We start from the raw sequence: 20,003 nt of genomic DNA on the forward strand, positions 1-20,003 counted from the left end.
CTCCACGGGCGAACCGGAGCACATCCACCCGTCAGGCGCAGCCCCGCACGGGCGCCTGGGAGGCGTCCTCGATCAGGGACTCGTGCGCGGCGCGCAGCCGGGGCACATCGGGCTTGACGACCTTGCGGTCATAGGTGAGCAGGCCGTTCAACTCCCCTTCCACGTCGGAGATCTGGGTGTAGACGGCGCCGTTGCCGCCCTTGCAGGCGAGGGCGCGCACCTCGCCCAGCTTGGTGAGGTACTCCTGCGTGTACTTCGCGGGGTCCACGTCGACGTAGCTCTGCTGCACGGACCAGGCGTGACCGGGCACGGCGAGTCCGAGGCCGCCGTACTCCCCGTTGATCAGGGCCCGTCGGCCGTCGGGCCGGGGCGGCAGGGCCGGGCTCGGGTAGCCGTGCTCGTCCATGAGGTCACCCTTGCCGCCGTCGGCGCCCAGGTTGAGCCCCGACATGCCGTTGACCAGGCGCGTGGGGTCCCAGGCCTTGGCCTGTTCGGCGATGCGGCCCTGGTCGTACTGGCCCCAGCCCTCGTTGAAGGTGACCCACATGACGATCGACGGGCTGTTCGCGTGCTCGTCGATCATCTGCTTCATCTCGTGCTCGAACTGGGCACGGGCGGCGGCGTCCGGCTTCCGCTCGGCCCGCATCGACGGCATGTCCTGCCACACCATCAGGCCCAGCTTGTCCGCCCAGTAGAACCACCGGTCGGGCTCCACCTTGATGTGTTTGCGCACGGAGTTGAAGCCCATCTCCTTGTGCATCCTCAAGTCGTACGCGAGGGCCTCGTCGGTGGGAGCGGTGTGCAGGCCGTCGGGCCAGAAGCCCTGGTCGAGGGTGGCCATGAGGAAGATCGGCTTGCCGTTGAGCACGGTGCGCGGGGTGCCGTCGATCTTCTCCACGGAGATGGAGCGCATCCCGAAGTAGCTCCGCAGCTCGTCCGCGCGGGCGCCGTGCTTGCTCCCGTGCTTCCTCCCGCCCACGGTGACCTTCAGGTCGTACAGGAACGGGTCGTCGGGCGACCACAGGCGCGGCTTCCTCAGGGTGAGCTTCAGCGGCTCCCCGGTCCGGCCGCTCGCCTCGGCGACCTTCTTCTCACCCTCGTACGCGACCGCCTTGACGGGCACGCCCGCGCGGACGCCCTTGGGCTCGACGGCGACCTGCCTGGTCTTGACGTCGGGGGTGATCTTCAGGGAGTCGGCGTGGTCGCGGGCCACCGGCTCCATCCACACCGTCTGCCAGATGCCGGACGACGGCGTGTACCAGATGCCCGAGGGGTCCAGGCGCTGCTTGCCGACCGGCGGGTTCGGGCCGCCCGGCGCGTCGGTCGGGTCGTGCACGCCGACGATCAGCTCCTGCGTCCGGCCGGGCTTCAGGGCGTCGGTGACGTCGGCACTGAACTTGTCGTAGCCGCCCTTGTGGTCGGCGACCTCGGTGCCGTTGACGTACACCTTGGCGTGCCAGTCGACGGCGCCGAAGTTCAGCTTGAGCCGCTGGTCGTTCCGGTGCTCGCCGACCTTCCAACCGGCGGGGACGGTGAAGGTGCGGCGGTACCACATGCGGTCCTCGTGCCGCTGCAGGCCCGACAGCTGGGACTCCACCGGGTAGGGGACGAGGATCTTCTCCTTGAGCTTCTTGCCGACCGGCGGCCGCTCGCCCTCCTTGGCCGCTGCGAACTGCCACCTGCCGTTCAGATTGCGCCAGTCGGCACGCTTCAGCTGCGGGCGCGGGTACTCGGGCAGCGCGTTGCCCGGGCCGACCTCGTCCGCCCACGCGGAGCGCAGTTCGTACGTGGACTTGTTGCCGCCGCTGCTCCAGAACGCGCCGACCCGCTTGCCGTCGGTGCCGGTCAGGCCGCCCTTGCCGTCGTAGCGCAGATCGGTGGTGCCGCGGGCGGTGCCGGTCTTGTTGCCGACGACGGGCTGCTTGAGGGTGACGAGCAGGACGCGCGGGTCGGCCGGGTCACGCGCGACCGAGTCCAGCGGCCACTTGGCGCCGCCGATGACGGCTTCGAGGTGGTCGACGAGGCCGGCGGGGGGCGTGGCGAGCTCCTGGACGAACTCCAGCCTGAGGGCCCGGCCGTCCTTCCGCACGGTGGCGTCGGTCGCCCCGTCGTAGTCCCAGCCGTCGGGGAGGCGGAACGCGGACTGCGGGACGGCCTCCTTGGTGCCGCCGGGCTCGGTCCAGCGCAGGTGGAGGTTGGAGCCGCCGTAGTGCTCGAAGTACTCGACCTTGACGTCGTAGGCCTGGCCCGCGGTCAGCTCGACCGGCTGGGAGGTCTGTTCGCGGTCCCAGTCGTCGACCCAGTGGTCGATGGCGAGCTTGCCGTCGACCCAGAGCCGGAAGCCGTTGTCGCCGGTCATGGCGAAGGTGTGGGCGCCGGACTTCTCCGGGACGAGCTTGCCCGTCCAGCGGACCGTGGCGTCGTCGGACTTGCCGGTGGCGAAGTTCAGCCGGGGTTCGAGGGTGTCGAAGTCGATGTTCCGGTCGAAGCCGGTGGCCTTGAGCTCGTGGAAGTCGAAGGCCCCGGGGGCGGACTGGGTGTAGTACTCGCCTTTCAGGCCGTGGACCTCGGGTGCCTCGTCGCCCGCCGCGTTCGCGGCTGACTGGGCGACGAGCCCCGAGAACACCAGGGCGGCGGTGAGCAGCAGGGCCAGTTGGTGCCGGAGCTTTCCTGATCGTCTAGGGCGCACGGATCCTCCTTGTCGAGGAAGGGTGGCGGCTCGTCGCTCCAGTCGGTACAACGAGTCTGTACAACGTTGGAAGGAACGGCAGTTGGCATGACAGCACGGCTCCGGGCGCGCTGTCCAGGGCCGCGGCGCATGCCGCCGGGTGCCCCGCGAGCCGGGGCCTACATCGACGCGAGGAGTGGCACGTGCGGGTGAGCCTCAAGGATGTCGCGGAACGCGCGGGCGTCTCGATCAAGACGGTCTCGAACGTGGTGAACAAGTATCAGCACGTCACCCCGGCCATGCGGGCCCGGGTGCAGCAGGCCATCGACGAGCTGGGCTACCGCCCGAACTTGACGGCACGTCACCTCCGCAAGGGCCGCACCGGCATCATCGCGCTCGCCGTCCCCGAGCTCGGCAACCCCTACTTCGCGGAGCTGGCCGGAGCCGTCATCGACGCCGCCGCCGCGCACGACTTCACCGTCCTGCTCGACCACACCCGCGGCGACCGCGAGCAGGAGGTCCTGGTCAGCCAGGGCTTCCGGGCCCGCGTCATCGACGGTCTGATCCTCAGCCCGCTGGAGCTGGAGGCGGAGGACCTGCGGGGCCGCGAGGACGACGTGCCGCTGGTGCTGCTCGGCGAGCGCGAGTACGACCTGCCCTACGACCACATCGCCATCGACAACGTCGCAGCCGCGCGGGCCGCGGTGCGCCATCTGATCGGCCGCGGCCGGAGCTCCATCGCCTACCTCGGGGCCCGCACGGATTCCGCGAACCGCCCCGCCCACCTGCGCCTTCAGGGCTGGCGTGCCGAGCTGACGGCGGCCGGGCTCCCCGCGCCGGAGTCCCTGGTGGGGGCGGTCGGCGGCTGGAACCGCGACGACGGGGCGAAGGCGATGGCGCGGATGCTGGACTCCGGGGTGCGGCCCGACGCGGTGTTCGCGTACAACGACCTGGTCGCGATCGGGGCGATGCGAGTCCTGCACGAGCGGGGTCTCAGGGTGCCGTGGGACGTGGCGGTGGTCGGCTTCGACGACATCGCGGAGGGGCAGTTCGGCGCGGTCACGCTGACCACGATCTCGCCCGACAAGCAGGCCATCGCCCGGCTCGCGGTGGCCTCGCTGCTGCGCAGCCTCGCGGGCGACGGGGAGCCGGGCGGGCGGACGCTCTCGGCGGAGTTCCGGCTGGTGGAGCGGGAGAGCACGCTCGGGCGGCGGTGAATCGCGGGGCCGGGCCGGGGTCCGGGGGCGTGCGCGGAGGGTTTACAGCACTCTTTCAACGATGTAAAAAGCTCCCCGTACCGCTGAGTTGACCGCAAACCCGTTCTTCCCGTGAGCGCTCTCAGTGTGCGCCGGGGCCGTGCCGTTTGGGGACTCCCATGAAGCCGAACATCTTCCTTCGCCGTACCTCGGGCCGCACCGCGGGCCGCGCGTCGGCCAGCACCCTGCTCGCCGTCGGCCTCGCCGCGAGCCTCGCGCTCACCGCCACGGGATGCGCCAAGTCGGAGGACGACAAAGCCGACTCCGGCGACTCCAAGGCCGTCGGCGAGGGCGACGCGGGCCAGGTCGTCTCCTCCCCCGGCGCGGGCGGAAAGACCTGTGTGATCGGCGACTACGGCGCCAAGAAGCTGGACCTGAAGTCCGCGACGGTCGGCTTCTCGCAGTCCGAGAAGGAAGCCAACCCCTTCCGGATCGCCGAGACCGCCTCCATCAAGGCCGAGGCCGAGAAGCGGGGCGTGAAGCTCCTGACGGCCAACGCCCAGTCGCAGTTCTCCAAGCAGATCAGCGACGTCCAGGACCTCATCGCCAAGGGCGCCGACCTGCTCGTCATCGCCCCGCTGAACTCCGACGGCTGGGAGCCGGTCCTGCGCCGGGCCAAGGCCAAGCACATCCCGATCGTCACCATCGACCGCAAGATCAACGCGGCCGCCTGCGAGGACTACGTGAGCTTCATCGGCTCGGACTTCGTCGAGCAGGGCAGGCGCGCCGCCGACCGCATGATCGAGGCGACCGGCGGCAAGGGCGAGATCGCCATCCTGCTCGGCGCGGCGGGAAACAACGTCACCACCGACCGCACCAGGGGCTTCCAGGAACGGCTCAGGGCCAAGGCCCCGGACCTGAAGGTCGTCTTCAAGCAGACCGGCGAGTTCGCCCGCGAGAAGGGCCAGCAGGTCACCGAGCAGCTCATCCAGTCCAAGCCGGGCATCGACGGGATCTACGCGGAGAACGACGAGATGGGCCTCGGCGCGGTCGGCGCCCTGAAGGGCGCGGGCAAGAAGGCCGGCGACGTGAAGATCGTGACGATCGACGGCACGAAGAACGCCGTGCGCGGCATCGTCGACGGCTGGATCGACGGCGTCATCGAGTCCAACCCGCGCTTCGGGCCGCTGGCCTTCCAGACCCTGGACACCTTCACCAAGGGCGGCAAGGTCGCGCAGGACATCGTCATCAAGGACAGCGCCTACACCAAGGACAACGCGAAGTCGGACCTCGGCAAGGCGTACTGACGTGCCGTCGGTGATCAAGCCCGAGCCGCGGCCCGCCCCGGGGGCCGCCGTGCTCTCGGTGACGGGTCTCAGCAAGTCCTTCCCCGGCGTACGGGCCCTGGACGGCGTCGACTTCACGGCCCGCGCGGGCGAGGTGCACGCGCTGATCGGGGAGAACGGCGCCGGGAAGTCCACGCTCATCAAGGTCCTCACCGGCGTGTACCGGCCCGACCCGGCCACCGCGCCGGGCACGGGCGTCATCACGTACGACGGCAGTCAGGTGGAGTTCGACACCCCGCTCGCGGCCCAGCACGCGGGGATCTCCACCATCTATCAAGAGGTCAATCTGGTCCCGCTGATGAGCGTGGCCCGCAACCTCTTCCTCGGCCGCGAGCCGCGCGGCCGCCTCGGTCTGATCGACTTCCGCCGCATGCACCGCGAGGCCGCGCAGGCCCTCGGCGACCTCGGCGTCCGCGTCGACGTGCGCCGCCCCTTGCGCGAACTCGGCGTCGGCGCGCAGCAGATGGTGGCCCTCGCCCGCGCCGTCGCGGTCGACGCGCGCGTCGTGATCATGGACGAGCCGACGTCGTCCCTGGAGCCGCGCGAGGTGGCCACGCTGTTCGGCGTGATCCGGATGCTGCGCGAACGCGGCATCGCGGTGATCTACGTCAGCCACCGCCTGGACGAGCTGTACGAGGTCTGCGACACCGTGACCGTGCTGCGGGACGGCAAGTCGGTGCACAGCGGCCCGATCGCCGCGCTCGACCGGCTGCGGCTCGTCTCGCTGATGCTCGGCCGCGATGTCGGCGACGTACGCGAGGAGGGCCTGACGAAGTTCACCGGAAGCCACGACGCCGAGGCCCGACCCGTCCTGGAGGCAGAGGAGCTGACGGTCCGCCATCAGCTGCGCGGGGTGTCCCTGGCGATCCGGCCCGGGGAGGTCGTCGGGCTCGGCGGCCTGCTGGGGTCCGGGCGCAGCGAGACCGCGAAGGCCATCGCGGGAGCGCTGCCGCCGGACTCCGGCCGGGTGGTCGTCGCGGGGACGGCGGTGCGCACCGGGTCCACGCCGGCCGCGATCCGCGCCGGGGTGAGCCTGCTGCCCGAGGACCGCAAGGCCGAGGGCATCGTGCCGGGCCTGTCGGTGCGCGAGAACATCGCGCTCGCCGCGCTGCCGGGCCTGTCCCGCTTCGGCCTGGTCGACGAGGCCCGCATCGACCGGGTCGTGGACACCTTCATGAAGCGCCTGCGCATCAAGGCGTCCGGGCCGCACCAGAAGGTCGGCGAACTCTCCGGCGGCAACCAGCAGAAGGTGCTCCTCGCCCGCTGGCTCGCCATGAACCCGAAGGTGCTGCTCCTGGACGAGCCGACGCGCGGCATCGACGTCGGTGCGAAGGCCGAGGTGCAGAAGCTCATCGACGAACTGGCCGACGACGGGCTCGGCGTGCTGCTCATCTCCTCGGACGTGGAGGAGCTGATCGAGGGCAGCGACCGCGTGGTGGTCCTCAAGGACGGCGCGGTCGTCGAGGAACTCACCGGCGACGCCGTCACCGAGGACCGGCTGATGCGCGCGATCGCGGCCGCGCCCGCCGCGCGGGCTGTCGCCGACCCCGCCGCAACCGGAGGTGACGATGACTGACCTCAGCCTCGGCGGCCGGACCCGCGTCGACCGCGACCGGCTGCTTCGCCTGCTCCAGGACTACGGCGTCCATCTGGGCGTCGCCGTCCTGCTCCTGGTGAACATCGCCATCACCCCGCACTTCCTGTCCGCCGAGAACTTCCGCACCCAGGCCGTCCAGGTGGCGCCCGTCCTGATCGTCGCGCTCGGCATGGCGCTTGCCATCGGCAGCGAGGGCGTGGACCTGTCGGTCGGCTCGGTGATGGCGCTCTCCACGTCCCTGCTGTCGCTGTACCTGGGCTACGGCATGTGGATCGCGCTGCTCGTGGCGGTGCTCGGCGGAGTCGCCGTCGGCGTCGCGAACGGGGCGCTCATCGCCTTCATCGGGGTCCAGCCGATCGTCGCCACGCTCGCCCTGATGGTGGCGGGCCGCGGCCTCGCCCAGGTCCTGCTGCCCCAGCTCAAGGACGTCCACGATCCGACCATGGCCTCGCTCGGCTCCGGCGACCTCCTCGGCGTCCCCTATCTGGTCCTCATCGCGGTGGCCCTGGCGCTGCTCGTCGCGTTCGTCGTGCGCCGCACCACCTTCGGCCGCCAGTTGCTCGCGATCGGCGACAGCCGCCCCGCGGCCAAGCTCGCCGGGCTGCCGGTGCGCCGCGTGCTGATCCTCGTGTACGTGTGCTCGGGCGCCCTCGCCGCGATCGCGGGCGTCCTCGCGACCGCGCGCCTGACCGCCAGCGACCCCACGTCGCTCGGCAACCTGATGGAGCTGTCCGCGATCACCGCGGTCGTCGTCGGCGGCACCCCGCTCAGCGGCGGCCGGGTGCGGATCGGCGGCACGGTGGCGGGCGCCGTCCTCATCCAGCTGCTCACGGCCACCCTCATCAAGCACGACCTGCCGCCGTCGTGGACACAGATCGCGCAGGCCGTGGTGATCGTCCTGGCCGTGTACGCGGCCCGCGAGAGGGGGAAGCGATGACGGTCGACACCCGGAGCCCGGTCACGCCCAGGGGCACGGTCACGCAGGACGAACCGCTCGGCGCGACGCGCTCGGAGCGCCTGAGCGCGCTGGCCCAGCAGCACGGCGCCCTGGTCACCCTGGCGATCGCCGTCCTCGCGGCCTGGCTGTCCTTCGACACGTTCATGACGACCGACAACATGGAGAACATGGCGGTGTCCTCGGCCTTCCTGGCCGTGGTCGCGCTCGGCATGACGTTCGTGATCGTCACGGGCGGCATCGACCTGTCGGTGGGCTCGGTGTTCGCGCTCGGCGGCGTCCTCGCGGCCTGGGGCTCGCAGTACGGCACGGCGGTGGCGCTGCTGCTCCCGCTCGCGGTGTGCGGGCTCATCGGCCTGGTGAACGGACTGCTGATCGCCCGGTCCCGGCTCGCCCCGTTCATCGTGACGCTGGCCGCGCTGCTCGGCGCGCGCGGCATCCTGCTTGCCGTGACCGACGAGGGCTCCACGACGTATCTCGTCGACAAGGACTCCCTCTTCGCGACCCTCGGGCAGGGCAAGCTGCTCGGCGTCGGCGCGCCCGTGTGGATCACGGCGGGCCTGTTCGTGGCGGGCGCCGTGGTGCTCCGGCGCACCCGCTTCGGACAGTACGTGTACGCGGTCGGCGGCAACGAGGACGCGGCGGCGCTGATGGGCGCGCCCGTGGCCCGCACGAAGACGGCCGTCTACACCCTGTCCGGCCTGTGCGCGGGCCTCGCGGGCGCGCTCAACGCGGCCTGGCTCGCGTCGGGCGTGACCATCCTCGGCTCCGGCATGGAGCTGGAGGCGATCTCCGCGGTGGTCATCGGCGGCACCCTGCTCTCCGGCGGCTTCGGCTTCCTCAGCGGCTCCCTCGTCGGCGTGCTCCTGCTGAAGGTCATCCAGAACGTCATCAACCAGATCGGCTCCCTGGACTCCGCCTACCAACAGGTCGTCAGCGGCGGGTTCCTGGCGGTGGTCGTGGTGGCCCAGACCTGGCTCGGGCGCAGACGGCGGGTGCTCTGACCGCGGATGCTCCAGGGGCAGCCCGCTCCGGCGCGGTCCTAGGGGTACGTGGGCGACGCGCCCTCGATCGTCACCCGCTGCCCCTTGCCCAGGGCGATCACCCCGCCCTTCGACACCGTGTACAGCTCCTCGTCCCGCTCCGGGTTCACGCCGATCGTGGCGCCGGGCGGGACGTCGACGTTCTTGTCGAGGACGGCGCCGCGCACCACCGCGCCCCGGCCGACGCGGACGTTGTCGTGCAGCACCGAGCCCTGCACGACGGCACCCTCGCCGACGCTCACGCCCGGGGAGAGGACGGAGCGGGTGACCTGGCCGCGGATGACGCAGCCGGGGCTGACGACGGACTCGCTCGCGATGCCGCCCGCGCAGAACTTGGCGGGCGGGAGCTGGCCGGAGTGGGTGTAGATGGGCCAGCGGCGGTTGTCGAGGTTGAAGGCGGGCTGGTCGGAGATCAGGTCCATGTGGGCTTCGTAGTACGCGTCCAGGGTGCCGACGTCGCGCCAGTAGCCGTGGTCGCGGGGCGTCTCGCCGGGGACGTGGTTGTCACCGAAGTCGTAGACCTGTGCCACACCGCGCTCGGTGAGGGAGGGCAGGATCGAGCCGCCCATGTCGTGCACGGAGTCCGCGTCCTCCGCGTCGCGTTGCAACGCGTCCACCAGGGCCTTGGTCGTGAAGATGTAGTTGCCCATGGAGGCGAGCACCTGGTGCGGGGAGCCCGGCAGGCCCGGCGGGTTCGACGGCTTCTCCAGGAAGCCCTCCACCCGGGTGCCGTCCCCGGCCGGAGTGATGATCCCGAACTGCGCGGCGTCCGCGCGCGGCACCCTGATCCCGGCGACGGTGACGCCCGCGCCGGACTCGATGTGCCGGGCCAGCATCTGGCGCGGATCCATGCGGTAGACGTGGTCGGCGCCGAACACCGCGATGTAGTCGGGCTGTTCGTCGTGCACGAGGTTCAGGGACTGCAGGATGGCGTCGGCGCTGCCCAGGTACCAGCGGGGGCCGAGGCGCTGCTGGGCGGGGACGGGCGTGACGTAGTTGCCGAGCAGGCTCGACATCCGCCAGGTGGTGGAGACGTGCCGGTCCAGGGAGTGCGACTTGTACTGCGTGAGGACGCAGATGCGCAGGATGTCGCCGTTGACGAGGTTGGAGAGCACGAAGTCGACGAGGCGGTAGGTCCCGCCGAAGGTCACCGCCGGTTTCGCCCGGTCGGCCGTGAGCGGCATCAGCCTCTTGCCCTCACCGCCCGCGAGCACGATCCCGAGAACCGAAGGTCCACCGCGCATGGCCGCCCCCCTGCCGCTATTCGGACTTGAGTAACCCCGTCACGCCCTCGTACACATCGAGCGTGCGCCGCGCCACCGCGCCCCAGCCGAACTCGCGCACCGCGCGGTGACGTCCGGCCGCGCCCATCGCCCCGGCCCGGTGCGGGTCGGCGGCGAGGTGGTTCAGGAGCACGGCCAGGTCGTGCTCGAAACGTTCCGGCTCACGCGCGTCGTAGGGCGCGAGGAGACCCGTCGTGCCGTCCGAGACGACCTCCGGGATGCCGCCGACGCGCGAGGCCACGACGGCGGTGCCGCACGCCATCGCCTCCAGGTTCACGATGCCGAGCGGCTCGTACACCGACGGGCACACGAACACCGCCGCGTGGCTGAGGAGTTGCACGACCTCCGGGCGCGGCAGCATGCGCGGGATCCAGGTGACGCCGTGGCGGGTGCGACCGAGCTCCTCGAACAGGCTCCGGAACTCCCGGTCGATCTCCGGGGTGTCGGGGGCGCCCGCGCACAGCACGAGCTGAATGCCGGGGTCCAGGTGCCGGGCGGCGCGCAGCAGATGGGGCACGCCCTTCTGGCGGGTGATGCGGCCGACGAACAGCACGTAGGGGCGGCCTGTGTCGATGCCGTGCCGGTGCAGGGCGCTGGTGCCCGGGTCGGGGCGGTACACGTCGGTGTCGATGCCGTTGTGGACGACGTGCACCTTCGCCGGGTCGACGCCGGGGTAGCAGCCGAGGATGTCCTCGCGCATGCCCCGGGAGACGGCGATGACGGCGTCGGCCGCCTCGATGGCGGTGCGCTCGGCCCAGCTGGAGAGGGCGTAGCCGCCGCCGAGCTGCTCGGCCTTCCAGGGGCGCAGCGGCTCCAGCGAGTGCGTGGTCATGACGTGCGGGATGCCGTGCAGGAGCTTGCCGACGTGCCCGGCGAGGTTGGCGTACCAGGTGTGGGAGTGGACGAGGTCGCGGCCCGCGAGCGCGGCCGCCATGGACAGGTCCACGGAGAGGGTGCGCAGCGCGTCGTTGGCGGTGTCGAGGTCCGCCCAGGCGCGGTGGCGCACGACGCCTTCCGCCGTACCCTCGCCCCAGCAGTGCACGTCGAGGTCGGTGAGCGCCCGTAACTCCCGCGCCAGGAACTCGACATGGACCCCCGCGCCGCCGTAGACGTCCGGCGGGTACTCCCGGGTGAGCAGTCCCACTTTCATGAGCGGAGCCCCCAGTCGTCGGCCGGCTCCCTCATGGTCACCCAGACGCCGCGCCGTGGGAAGACCGCTGCGGGGGCCGGTCGAAACAGCAGTCGCCGCACAGGCCGCCGTTCGGACAGCGGTAGTAGAGGCAACAGCTGCGACGCCGGAACGCGGTCCCCCGGAGGGTTCCGGTCGCGGCGAGGGAGGGGTGGGCGAAGAGTTCGCCGGCGAGGTGCAGAGCCCGCTCCCCCACGTCGGGACGGCCCTCGCGGGCGGCCCAGGCGTGCAACTCGCGGGCCGCTCCGGCGAGGGCCGAACCGGCGTTGCCGCGCAGCAGGGCCGGGGAGATCCGGAAGCGGGCGCGCAGGGCGCGGGCGAGCGGCGCCAGGTGCCACTCGTGGACGACCTCGTGGACGCGGGCGGCATCGGCCGGAAACGTGCGGTCCCCGGTGAGCACCAGATCGTCCGGCGAGGTGCCGTCGGCGTCCCACAGGAGCCGCTGCGGATCCAGGTCGGGCACGCGCCCGTACAGCGCGGCCGGGCCGAGCGCGAGGGACCACAGCCGGGCGGCGAGGCCGAGCTGCGCCACCGAGGCGGCGACGCGGTCCTCGGGGGCGGCGAGGCGGGCGGCGACCTTGGCCACCCGGAACGCGAGCGGATCACCGCCCGCGTCACCCTCCGCGCCCGTCCCGTCACTCTCGTAACAACGCGCCAGCGCCACATGGCGCCCGCCGTGGTGCTCCTCCATCCTGAGAGAGAAGAAACCCCCGACGGACCCGACGAGGGCCCAGTCGATCCCGCGCTCCCGAAACTCCTGAGTAGTCACCGGAGCAGTACAGCAGGCCCTCGATTCCCAGGGGTAACCAGACCTGGGGAGGACATGAAGGGGGTCGTACTCCATCGGTAGTAGGACGGATTGACTGCTCAGGGACGACGACTTGGCGCGCTCCGCGCGACATTGTGGTGAACATGGAAGCCGACCGCTCGCCGCACCGGGCACACCGGATGCACAGGGACCCCGCCGACCGTTCCGCACGGTCGTGCCGCGCGCCCGGAAGCACCTCATGAGTGCCCTCGCGCTGTCCATCGTGCTCTCCCTGATCTCCGCCGTGGCCTACGCGGGCGGGGCGATCATCCAGGAGCAGGTGGCGGCCAAGTCCGCGCTGCAGCAGTACGCTCCGCTGCGCAACGGCGCCTGGTGGGTCGCGGTGGTCCTCAACGGCCTCGGCGGCCTGCTGCACGTGGTGGCGCTCGCCTACGGCCCGCTGAGCCTGGTGCAGCCGCTCGGCGCCCTGACGATCGTGTTCGCGCTGCCGATGGCGGCGCTGTTCGTGCGCCGCAAGGCCGGTTCCACGGCGTGGCGCGGCGCCATCATGGCGACGGTGGGCCTGGTCGGGCTGCTGTCGCTGACGCAGGCCACCGCCTCGCAGTCGCTCGCCGACACCGAGCGGGTCGGGCTCGCGCTCGGCACCGGCGGCGCGGTCGTCACGCTGATGCTGCTCGCGCACGCCGCCCACCGGCACCCCGCGGTGCGGGGCATGCTGCTCGCCACGGCGGCGGGCATCGCCTTCGGCATCTCCTCGGTGTTCACCAAGACGGTCGCGGTGGACTGGGACGCGCACGAGCCGCTGACGCGGCAGGTGCCGAGCCTCGCGGTCATCGCCGTCCTCGCGGTCAGCGGGCTGCTGCTCTCGCAGGCGTCCTACCGGGGCGCCGGCCTCGCGGCGCCGCTGTCGGCGGTGACCGTCGTGAACCCGGTGATCGCGGCCGCGGTCGGGCTCACTCTGTTCGGAGAATCCTTCCGCTACGGCACGGCGGGCACCGCCGTCGCCCTCGCCTGCGGCGTCGTCGCGGCGGGCGGTCTGATCCTGCTGACGACGGAACGTATCGGCACTCCGCACGAGAGCGACGCGCCCGCCACGGCGAGCCAGGGCTCCACAGGAACGGCAGCGGCCACGCAGCCCCTCGACCGCCCCCTGACCGGCAGCGCCGACGACACCGACGTCACCACGTCGCCGTCGCCCGCCGCCGCCCGCACCGCCGACGACCCCGCGGTCACCGAGCAGCGCAGGCCCGGACACGACGAACTCCCGCTGACCGAGCCGGGCCGCCGTCCGCTGACCGGCGAACAGCCCGCGCCGGAACAGCACCTGATGCCCGAACCCCTGACGGCCGTGCCGCTCCAGCCCTCGGCGATGGACACGACGTTCCTGAGGGCGTCGCTGACCCGCCCCGCGTGGGAGCAGCACAGCGTGCCCTGAAGCCCGCGCGGGGCGGCGGAGGTCAGACGCGCGCCCGCCTCAGATGCGCACCCCACGTGCCCGCAGGTACGCCAGCGGATCCACGTCCGCGCCGAAGCCGGGACCGGTCCTGATCTCGAAGTGCAGGTGCGGCCCCGTGCTGTTGCCGGTCGAGCCGGAGCGGCCGATGCGCTGGCCGGGGCCGACTTTCTGCCCGGCCTTGACGGTGAGCGCCGACAGGTGGGCGTACTGCGAGTACTTGCCGTCGGTGTGCCGGATGACGACCTGGTAGCCGTAGCTGCCGCCCCAGCCCGAGGAGACGACCGTGCCCGAGGCGACGGCCTTCACGGACGTGCCGGTGGGTACGGGGAAGTCGACGCCCGTGTGGTAGCCCTTCGACCAGGAGCTGCCCGAGGCGCGGTACGCCGTGCCGATGGAGCCGGAGACGGGTGCGGTCGCGCCGGACGAGGAGGTGGCGGCCTCGGCCTCCTGCCGTCCCGCGGGCGCGGTGTCCCGCTTCCGCTCGGGGGCGGGCTTGTGCTCCTTGGCCGACGGGTGCGCCCGCTCGGGCCTGCGCTCCTGCTTCCCCTCCGGCTTCTTCGCGTCGTGCTGCACGGGCCGCTTCTCCGGGCGCTCCGGGCGCTCGGGCTGGGCGCGGCGCTCCGGCGGGCGCACGGGGGTCTTGCCCTTCGCCGCGCCGCGTAGCGAGAGCCGCTGCCCCGGGGAGATGAAGTCCGGGTCGTCGCCGATGGTGCGGCGGTTGTTCTCGTACAGCTGCGGCCAGCCGCCCCGGACGCGGCGCTCCTCGGCGATGCCGGAGAGGGTGTCGCCGCGGACGACCGTGTACATCCGGGCGGTGCCCGCGGTGGACTGCGGGGTCACCTCCGGCTTGACGTCACGGACGGTGCGCTTGGGGGTCTTCGGGGCGCTGCCGGTCTTCGCCGCGCCGGTCGCCTTCTGCTGCTGCGGGGCGGTGGCGGGCTTGGTGTCGGGGCTGTCGCCACCGCGGGTGAGGCCCGCGCGCTGGGAGCACACCGGCCAGGCGCCGGGACCCTGCCCGTCGAGGACCTTCTCGGCGACGGCGATCTGCTGGCTCTTCGTGGCGAGGTCGGCGCGCGAGGCGTAGGCCGTGCCGCCGTAGGCCTCCCAGGTGGACTGGGTGAACTGGAGGCCGCCGTAATAGCCGTTGCCGGTGTTGATGCTCCAGTTGTTGGTGGACTCGCAGGCCGCGACCTTGTTCCAGGTGTCCACGTCCGCGGCGTGGCCCGTGCCCGCGGACATCAGCGGCAGGGCGATGCCGGCCCCGCCCGCCGTGACTGTGAGCGAGGCACGGTTGATCCGGCTCGGCTGGTACCGGCGATGCCGGCCTCGTAAGGCCATGAAAGCCCCCTCAGACACACGTCGGACTGATCACACGTCAGCCACAGGACAAGGCCGCAAGCTAGCCGGTCGGCCATGGGCGTGACAAGGGTACGGCGCCGAGGGGGCATGGCACGGGGGATTCCGAGTCACTTCCCCAAATGTCCCGCGAGCCACCGGAGTTGCACGTCTTCCTGATATGGTCCTCCGCCTTCGTGGTCGTTGAAGGAGTACACCTCCATCGAACGTTCCGACCCCGCATAGGAGTTGAATGCGGCGAAAACGGTGGACGGCGGGCAGGTCTCGTCCTCGAGCGCGGCGGAGAAGAGCGCGGGCGCACGACCACGGGCCGCGAAGTGCACCCCGTCGAAGTACGAAAGGGTCCGGAACACCCGCTCGTCCCTGCCGATCCGGGTCCGCAGATACTGGGCGACCTCCTGGTACGGCAGTCGGCCCGAGAGCGTCACGGCGCGCGGGAAGTCGCACAGGAACGGCACATCGGGGGCGATCGCCGCGAGGTCGCCGACGAGCGCGCCGACGGCTATCGAGATGCCGCCGCCCTGGCTGCCGCCCACCGCGGCGACCCGCCCGGGGTCCACCAGGGGGTGGCTGCGGACGGCCTCGACGGCGCGCACGCCGTCGGTGAACACGCGCCGGTAGTAGTAGTCGTGCGGGTCGTCGATGCCGCGCGTCAGACAGCCCGGGTGCGCGGGACCGCTGCCCGCCGGGTCCGGGGTGTCGCCCGCGGAGCCGCTGCTTGCCTGTCCCCGCGTGTCCATCACGAAGTGCGCGTACCCGGCGGCCGACCACAGCAGCCGCTGGTGCGGCAGCCCCCGCCCGCCCCCGTACCCGATGTACTCGATGATCGTGGGCAGCGGCTCGGTCGCCCCCGCCGGGACCAGGAACCAGCCCTTGACCGGATGTCCCGCGAAGCCCGCGAATGTCACGTCGAACACGTCGACCGTCGTGAGCGCCGTCGCGATCCGCTCGAACCGCGCGTTCAGATCGTGTTCACGCGCGGCCGAAAGGGTCTTCTCCCAGAACGCGTCGAAGTCGTCCGGCTCGGGCAATTCCGGACGGTATCGGCGGAGTTCTTCCAGAGGCAGATCGAAATGGGGCACGGGCGGCTCCTCCTTCGGACACGGTGTCGGGAAGTCACGGTACGTCGCCGGGCGATACTGGCGCGCAGATGCGTTACCTCGGATTACCCAGGAACTCAGGAGCCAGAGCATGACTGCTTCAGCGCAGATCGGTGTCACGGGACTCGCGGTGATGGGGCGCAACCTCGCCCGCAATTTCGCCCGCAACGGATACACGGTCGCGGTGCACAACCGCACGGGGGCCAAGACCCGTGCCCTCGTCGAGGAGTTCGGCCACGAGGGCGATTTCGTCGCCGCCGAGTCCGCCGAGGACTTCGTCGCGGCCCTGGAGCGCCCGCGCCGGCTCGTCGTCATGGTCAAGGCCGGGGAGCCGACGGACGCGGTCATCAGGGAGTTCGCGCCACTGCTCGAACCGGGCGACATGATCGTGGACGGCGGCAACGCGCACTTCGCTGACACCCGGCGGCGCGAGCGCGAGCTGCGCGAGCAGGGCATCCACTTCGTCGGCACGGGCGTGTCCGGCGGCGAGGAGGGCGCGCTCAACGGCCCGAGCATCATGCCGGGCGGTTCCAAGGAGTCCTACGAGGCGCTCGGCCCGATGCTGGAGAAGATCTCCGCGAAGGCCGCCGACGGCAGCCCCTGCACGGCGCACATCGGCCCGGACGGCGCCGGGCACTTCGTGAAGATGGTGCACAACGGCATCGAGTACGCCGACATGCAGCTCATCGCCGAGGCCTACCAACTGCTGCGGGACGTCGCCGGATACTCCCCCGCCGAGATCGCGGACATCTTCCGCACCTGGAACACCGGCCGTCTCGACTCCTATCTGGTCGAGATCACCGCCGAGGTCCTGGCGCACGTCGACGACGCCACCGGCGAGCCGTTCGTGGACGTCGTCCAGGACCGGGCCGAGCAGAAGGGCACCGGCCGCTGGACCGTTCAGATCGCCCTCGACCTCGGGGTGCCGGTGTCGGGCATCGCGGAGGCGGTGTTCGCCCGTTCGCTGTCCGGTCACAAGGACCTGCGCGACGCCTCGCGCGGCCTCGCGGGCCCGAAGGCGGAGCCTCTCGGCAAGGAGGAGGCCGCCGCCTTCGCCGACCGGGTCGAGCAGGCGCTGTACGCCTCCAAGATCGTGTCGTACACGCAGGGCTTCCACGAGGTCGCGGCGGGCAGCGCGGAGTACGGCTGGGACATCGACCTGGGCCGGGTCGCCGCGATCTGGCGCGGCGGCTGCATCATCAGGGCCGCGTTCCTCGACCGCATCCGCGCCGCCTACGACGCGCGCGCCGACCTGCCGAGCCTGCTCGCCGACGAGAGCTTCGCGCGGGAGATCGGCGACGCCCAGGACGACTGGCGGGCCGTCCTTGTCGCCGCGACGCTCCAGGGCGTGCCCGCCCCGGGCTTCGCCGCGGCCCTCGCCTACTACGACGCGCTGCGCGCCGACCGGCTCCCGGCCGCGCTCACGCAGGGGCAGCGCGACTACTTCGGCGCGCACACCTACCGGCGCACGGACCGGGAGGGTTCGTTCCACACGCTGTGGGGCGGGGACCGCTCCGAGGTGTCCGCGTAGCGATCGGTCACATGGGTGACGGCTCGGGCTCCGGCGGTACGGGGTCCGGGCCGCCCGGCGGCCTCGGCACCGGGGACGGCGAGGGCTCCGGCAGCGGCACGGGGTCCGGGACGGGGCGCGGCGGCCCGCCCGGGTCGGGTGCGGGTCCCGGACCCGGCGTCGGGTCCGGACGGGGGCCCGGGGTGGGTCCGGGCGGTACGGGGTCGGGGAACGGGTTGGTCATGGTTCCTCCAGCGGATCGGAGGCGGGTCGCGCCCGGGACCGGACACGGCCCGGCGGGCCGTGTCCGGCCCGGAGGACCGGGCCACGGGCGTTTCCACTCTCTCCCGCCTCGCGTGCCCACGCCCGGTGACTCCACGCGTCCCCACTCCGGGTGATCCGGGCCACCCGGGCCGTCGCGGGCCCGGGCCGCCCGATCGTCCCGCGCCGGGGGCGGGTCAGTCCCGCACGCGGCTGAGGCGTACGACGGGGATGTCGCGGCTGGTCTTCCTGCGGTAGTCGGCGTACCGAGGGAAGACGTCGACGAGGTGCGGCCAGACGCGTTCCCTCTCCTCGGCCGAAAGGGTCTCCGCGCGGGCGGCGAACCGCTCGGTGCCCACGCGCAGCCGGACGTCGGGCTCGTCGCGCAGGTTCAGATACCACAGCGGGTGCCTGTCGGCGCCGCCGTTGGACGCCACGATCAGGTAGTCGTCGCCGTCGCGGCCGTAGATGAGGACGGTGCGCCGCCACTGCCCGGAGCGACGGCCCTTGTAGTCGAGCAGCAGGCAGGGGGCTCCCTGGATGACGGCGCCCTTCGTGCCGCCCGACTCCTCGTACAGACGGGCCTGTTCGGCCACCCAGCCCGTCGGACTGAGCACGGCTTCTTCGGATGAGGTCATGGTGGAACCCTAGGCGGGGCTGCCGGGCGAGGACCTCATGCCCTGGGAGTGATCCGCTCCTTGAACGGCCTCGACGGCTTGTGCGCAGAAAGCGGCTCGCGCGGGTCGAACGGCTCGTACGGCGGCGGGTTCCGGTGCGGGGTGCCCGCACCGGCGGGCGGCCGCGCGCAGGCCGGTGCGGGGACTGCTGAGCACGGGTGTCCCGGCGGGCACGCGGTCGGCCGCGTCCGCCATGGACGCCTGCGCGAGGAGGACCGCGCCGACCGAACCCGCGACCCGCTCGACGGCGGCGGCGACGAGCCCCAGGTATCCCGCCCGGTCCCCCGCCTCGAACCGCTCCCAGGCACCGTCCACCAGGACGGTCCGGATGTCGACGGGCAGGGCCGCGCGGGCCGCCTCCTCCCGCACGAGGGCGACGGTCGGCTCCAGGGTCGAGGCGACCGTGGCGACGACGGCGACGGCCGGGCCCGCGCGCACCGCGGCGGCGGCCATGGGCCGGTCGACGCGCAGCACCGGCACACCCGTGGCGGCGGCGTGGGACTCGGCGACGCCGCCGATGGTCGAGCAGGTGCACAGCACCGCGTCGGCGCCGTCGGCGGCCTCGGCGAGCGCCGCCCGCACGGCGTCGGCGACGGCGTCGGGCCCCTCGGCGCGGGCGCGCGCGAGCAGGTCCTCGCGGACGAGGTGACGCAGCACGAGGCCCGGGTGGTCCGCGTCGCGCAGGGCGTCGAAGACGGGGGCGTGCGCGGGCGAGGTGTGCAGGAGCGCCAGGGTCACCACGCCGACGGATCCGCCTCGGCCTTGGCGAGGGCGGCCTCGACCAGCTCGGCGGACGGGGCCGACGCTTCGTCCGGATGGCGTTCGGCCCACTTGGCGACGTACGGGCACAGCGGTACGACGGCACGGCCCTCGCGGGCGGCGATCGCGTACAGCTCCCGGGCGAGGGCGCCCGCGATGCCCCGGCCCGCGTGCGCGGACGGCACTTCCGTGTGCACCGGCACGAGGGCGGGCGCGGGCTCGGACAGGGTGAAGTAGATGATCTCGCCGACGACTTGGCCGTCGTCGCGGGCCCGCAGGGCGCCGTCGGCCCGCTCGTCGTGGATGTCGACGGCTCCGCCGCTGTCACTCATCACCGCTCCTCTGCTTCGCACGCCCCGGCTTGTGCGCACCGGGGTCCCGTCCAACCTACGAGGCGATCCAGCCACGCGCCTGCGCGAGGTCGAGGACGCGGTCCCTGACCCGCTTGATCTGATCGCCCGTCAGCGAGTCCACCGAGTCGAGCAGGGCCTCGGTCAGCTCCTGGCGGAAGGCGTCGGCCTCCGCCGTGGTCCGCGGTCCGGCGGCGGCAGCGGCGGGGCGGGCCGCGAGGCCGCCGCGGGGCAGCTGGTGCGAGGTCGACTGGTGGACCAGGCGGATGTTCGACGCCTTGGGCCCCTTCTCCCCCATCTCCAGGAAGAACTCGACCTGGCTTCCCTCCTGGTAGAGGTACTTCTCGTCCACGAGGTCGTTCGCGTGCATGAAAACGTCCTCGTCGCCCACCTCGGGGGCGATGAACCCGTAGCCGCGGACCTCGTCGAACCGCAGGACCTTCCCTGCCGTCAGCACAGCCATGCCAGCACACCTCACCACACGCCAC

At 72.3% G+C, this 20,003-nt stretch carries 18 protein-coding genes; 7 read left to right on the plus strand and 11 right to left on the minus strand.

The features are described 5' to 3' along the window. Positions 1-31: 31 nt before the first annotated feature. On the minus strand, positions 32-2,689 hold the full coding sequence (locus QUY26_RS04600) for a PA14 domain-containing protein (RefSeq protein ID WP_289943814.1): 2,658 nt from the start codon (positions 2,687-2,689) through the stop codon (positions 32-34). A gap of 182 nt (positions 2,690-2,871) precedes the next feature. Between QUY26_RS04600 and QUY26_RS04605 the strand changes: the two genes are divergently transcribed. The 5 genes from QUY26_RS04605 (at position 2,872) to QUY26_RS04625 (ending at position 8,766) form a co-directional block, all read left to right on the plus strand. Next, positions 2,872-3,885, plus strand: a complete 1,014-nt coding sequence (locus QUY26_RS04605; RefSeq protein WP_289943815.1) for a LacI family DNA-binding transcriptional regulator — start codon at positions 2,872-2,874, stop codon at positions 3,883-3,885. Positions 3,886-4,043: 158 nt separating this feature from the next. After that, positions 4,044-5,171 carry an ABC transporter substrate-binding protein gene (locus QUY26_RS04610; protein ID WP_289943816.1) on the plus strand — a complete coding sequence of 376 codons (1,128 nt, stop codon included), beginning with the start codon at positions 4,044-4,046 and terminating at the stop codon, positions 5,169-5,171. Positions 5,172-5,220: 49 nt separating this feature from the next. Beyond that, positions 5,221-6,786, plus strand: a complete 1,566-nt coding sequence (locus QUY26_RS04615; protein ID WP_289955481.1) for a sugar ABC transporter ATP-binding protein — start codon at positions 5,221-5,223, stop codon at positions 6,784-6,786. After that, on the plus strand, positions 6,779-7,744 hold the full coding sequence (locus tag QUY26_RS04620; protein ID WP_289943817.1) for an ABC transporter permease: 966 nt from the start codon (positions 6,779-6,781) through the stop codon (positions 7,742-7,744). Before QUY26_RS04615 ends, QUY26_RS04620 begins: the two co-directional genes overlap by 8 nt. After that, on the plus strand, positions 7,741-8,766 hold the full coding sequence (locus QUY26_RS04625) for an ABC transporter permease (RefSeq protein WP_289943818.1): 1,026 nt from the start codon (positions 7,741-7,743) through the stop codon (positions 8,764-8,766). Before QUY26_RS04620 ends, QUY26_RS04625 begins: the two co-directional genes overlap by 4 nt. A 38-nt stretch (positions 8,767-8,804) precedes the next feature. Here QUY26_RS04625 and glgC read toward each other — a convergent pair whose 3' ends face one another. Genes glgC through QUY26_RS04640 form a run of 3 tightly spaced genes read right to left on the minus strand, consistent with a single transcriptional unit; the run spans position 8,805 to position 11,968 of the window. Next, positions 8,805-10,049: a glucose-1-phosphate adenylyltransferase gene (gene glgC, locus QUY26_RS04630; RefSeq protein WP_289943819.1), complete on the minus strand. Its 1,245-nt coding sequence runs from the start codon at positions 10,047-10,049 to the stop codon at positions 8,805-8,807. Positions 10,050-10,065: 16 nt separating this feature from the next. Continuing rightward, the gene (gene glgA, locus QUY26_RS04635) at positions 10,066-11,238 is read right to left on the minus strand and encodes a glycogen synthase (RefSeq protein ID WP_289943820.1); all 1,173 of its coding nucleotides are present in this window, start codon (positions 11,236-11,238) and stop codon (positions 10,066-10,068) included. 37 nt (positions 11,239-11,275) lie between these two features. Then, the gene (locus tag QUY26_RS04640) at positions 11,276-11,968 is read right to left on the minus strand and encodes a (2Fe-2S)-binding protein (RefSeq protein ID WP_289943821.1); all 693 of its coding nucleotides are present in this window, start codon (positions 11,966-11,968) and stop codon (positions 11,276-11,278) included. A 316-nt stretch (positions 11,969-12,284) separates the two neighbouring features. On the opposite strand from QUY26_RS04640, the gene QUY26_RS04645 reads away from it, so the two are divergent. Continuing rightward, positions 12,285-13,481, plus strand: coding sequence for a DMT family transporter (locus tag QUY26_RS04645; RefSeq protein ID WP_289943822.1), 1,197 nt, complete (start codon positions 12,285-12,287; stop codon positions 13,479-13,481). Positions 13,482-13,520: 39 nt separating this feature from the next. Here QUY26_RS04645 and QUY26_RS04650 read toward each other — a convergent pair whose 3' ends face one another. Both QUY26_RS04650 and QUY26_RS04655 read right to left on the minus strand, forming a co-directional pair. Beyond that, positions 13,521-14,840, minus strand: a complete 1,320-nt coding sequence (locus tag QUY26_RS04650) for a transglycosylase family protein (protein WP_289943823.1) — start codon at positions 14,838-14,840, stop codon at positions 13,521-13,523. 128 nt (positions 14,841-14,968) lie between these two features. Continuing rightward, on the minus strand, positions 14,969-15,940 hold the full coding sequence (locus QUY26_RS04655; RefSeq protein WP_289943824.1) for an acetylxylan esterase: 972 nt from the start codon (positions 15,938-15,940) through the stop codon (positions 14,969-14,971). A 109-nt stretch (positions 15,941-16,049) separates the two neighbouring features. On the opposite strand from QUY26_RS04655, the gene gndA reads away from it, so the two are divergent. Next, complete coding sequence (gene gndA, locus QUY26_RS04660) at positions 16,050-17,489, plus strand: NADP-dependent phosphogluconate dehydrogenase (RefSeq protein WP_289943825.1); 1,440 nt, start codon at positions 16,050-16,052, stop codon at positions 17,487-17,489. Between the two features lie 7 nt (positions 17,490-17,496). On the opposite strand, the gene QUY26_RS04665 is transcribed toward gndA, so the two are convergent. From QUY26_RS04665 to QUY26_RS04685, 5 genes are all read right to left on the minus strand, one after another. Further along, on the minus strand, positions 17,497-17,712 hold the full coding sequence (locus tag QUY26_RS04665) for a hypothetical protein (protein WP_289943826.1): 216 nt from the start codon (positions 17,710-17,712) through the stop codon (positions 17,497-17,499). Positions 17,713-17,926: 214 nt separating this feature from the next. Next, positions 17,927-18,367 (minus strand): nitroreductase family deazaflavin-dependent oxidoreductase, encoded by a 441-nt coding sequence (locus QUY26_RS04670; RefSeq protein ID WP_289943827.1) that lies wholly within the window; start codon positions 18,365-18,367, stop codon positions 17,927-17,929. 9 nt (positions 18,368-18,376) lie between these two features. Continuing rightward, the gene (locus tag QUY26_RS04675; RefSeq protein WP_436840481.1) at positions 18,377-19,144 is read right to left on the minus strand and encodes an aspartate/glutamate racemase family protein; all 768 of its coding nucleotides are present in this window, start codon (positions 19,142-19,144) and stop codon (positions 18,377-18,379) included. After that, positions 19,141-19,497, minus strand: a complete 357-nt coding sequence (locus tag QUY26_RS04680) for a GNAT family N-acetyltransferase (RefSeq protein ID WP_289943829.1) — start codon at positions 19,495-19,497, stop codon at positions 19,141-19,143. The genes QUY26_RS04675 and QUY26_RS04680 overlap by 4 nt, the downstream gene beginning before the upstream one ends. Positions 19,498-19,552: 55 nt before the next feature. Next, positions 19,553-19,978 (minus strand): cold-shock protein, encoded by a 426-nt coding sequence (locus QUY26_RS04685; RefSeq protein WP_289943830.1) that lies wholly within the window; start codon positions 19,976-19,978, stop codon positions 19,553-19,555. Positions 19,979-20,003 lie beyond the last annotated feature (25 nt).

The sequence above is a fragment of the Streptomyces flavofungini genome (genome assembly GCF_030388665.1).
GTDB lineage: Bacteria > Actinomycetota > Actinomycetes > Streptomycetales > Streptomycetaceae > Streptomyces > Streptomyces flavofungini_A.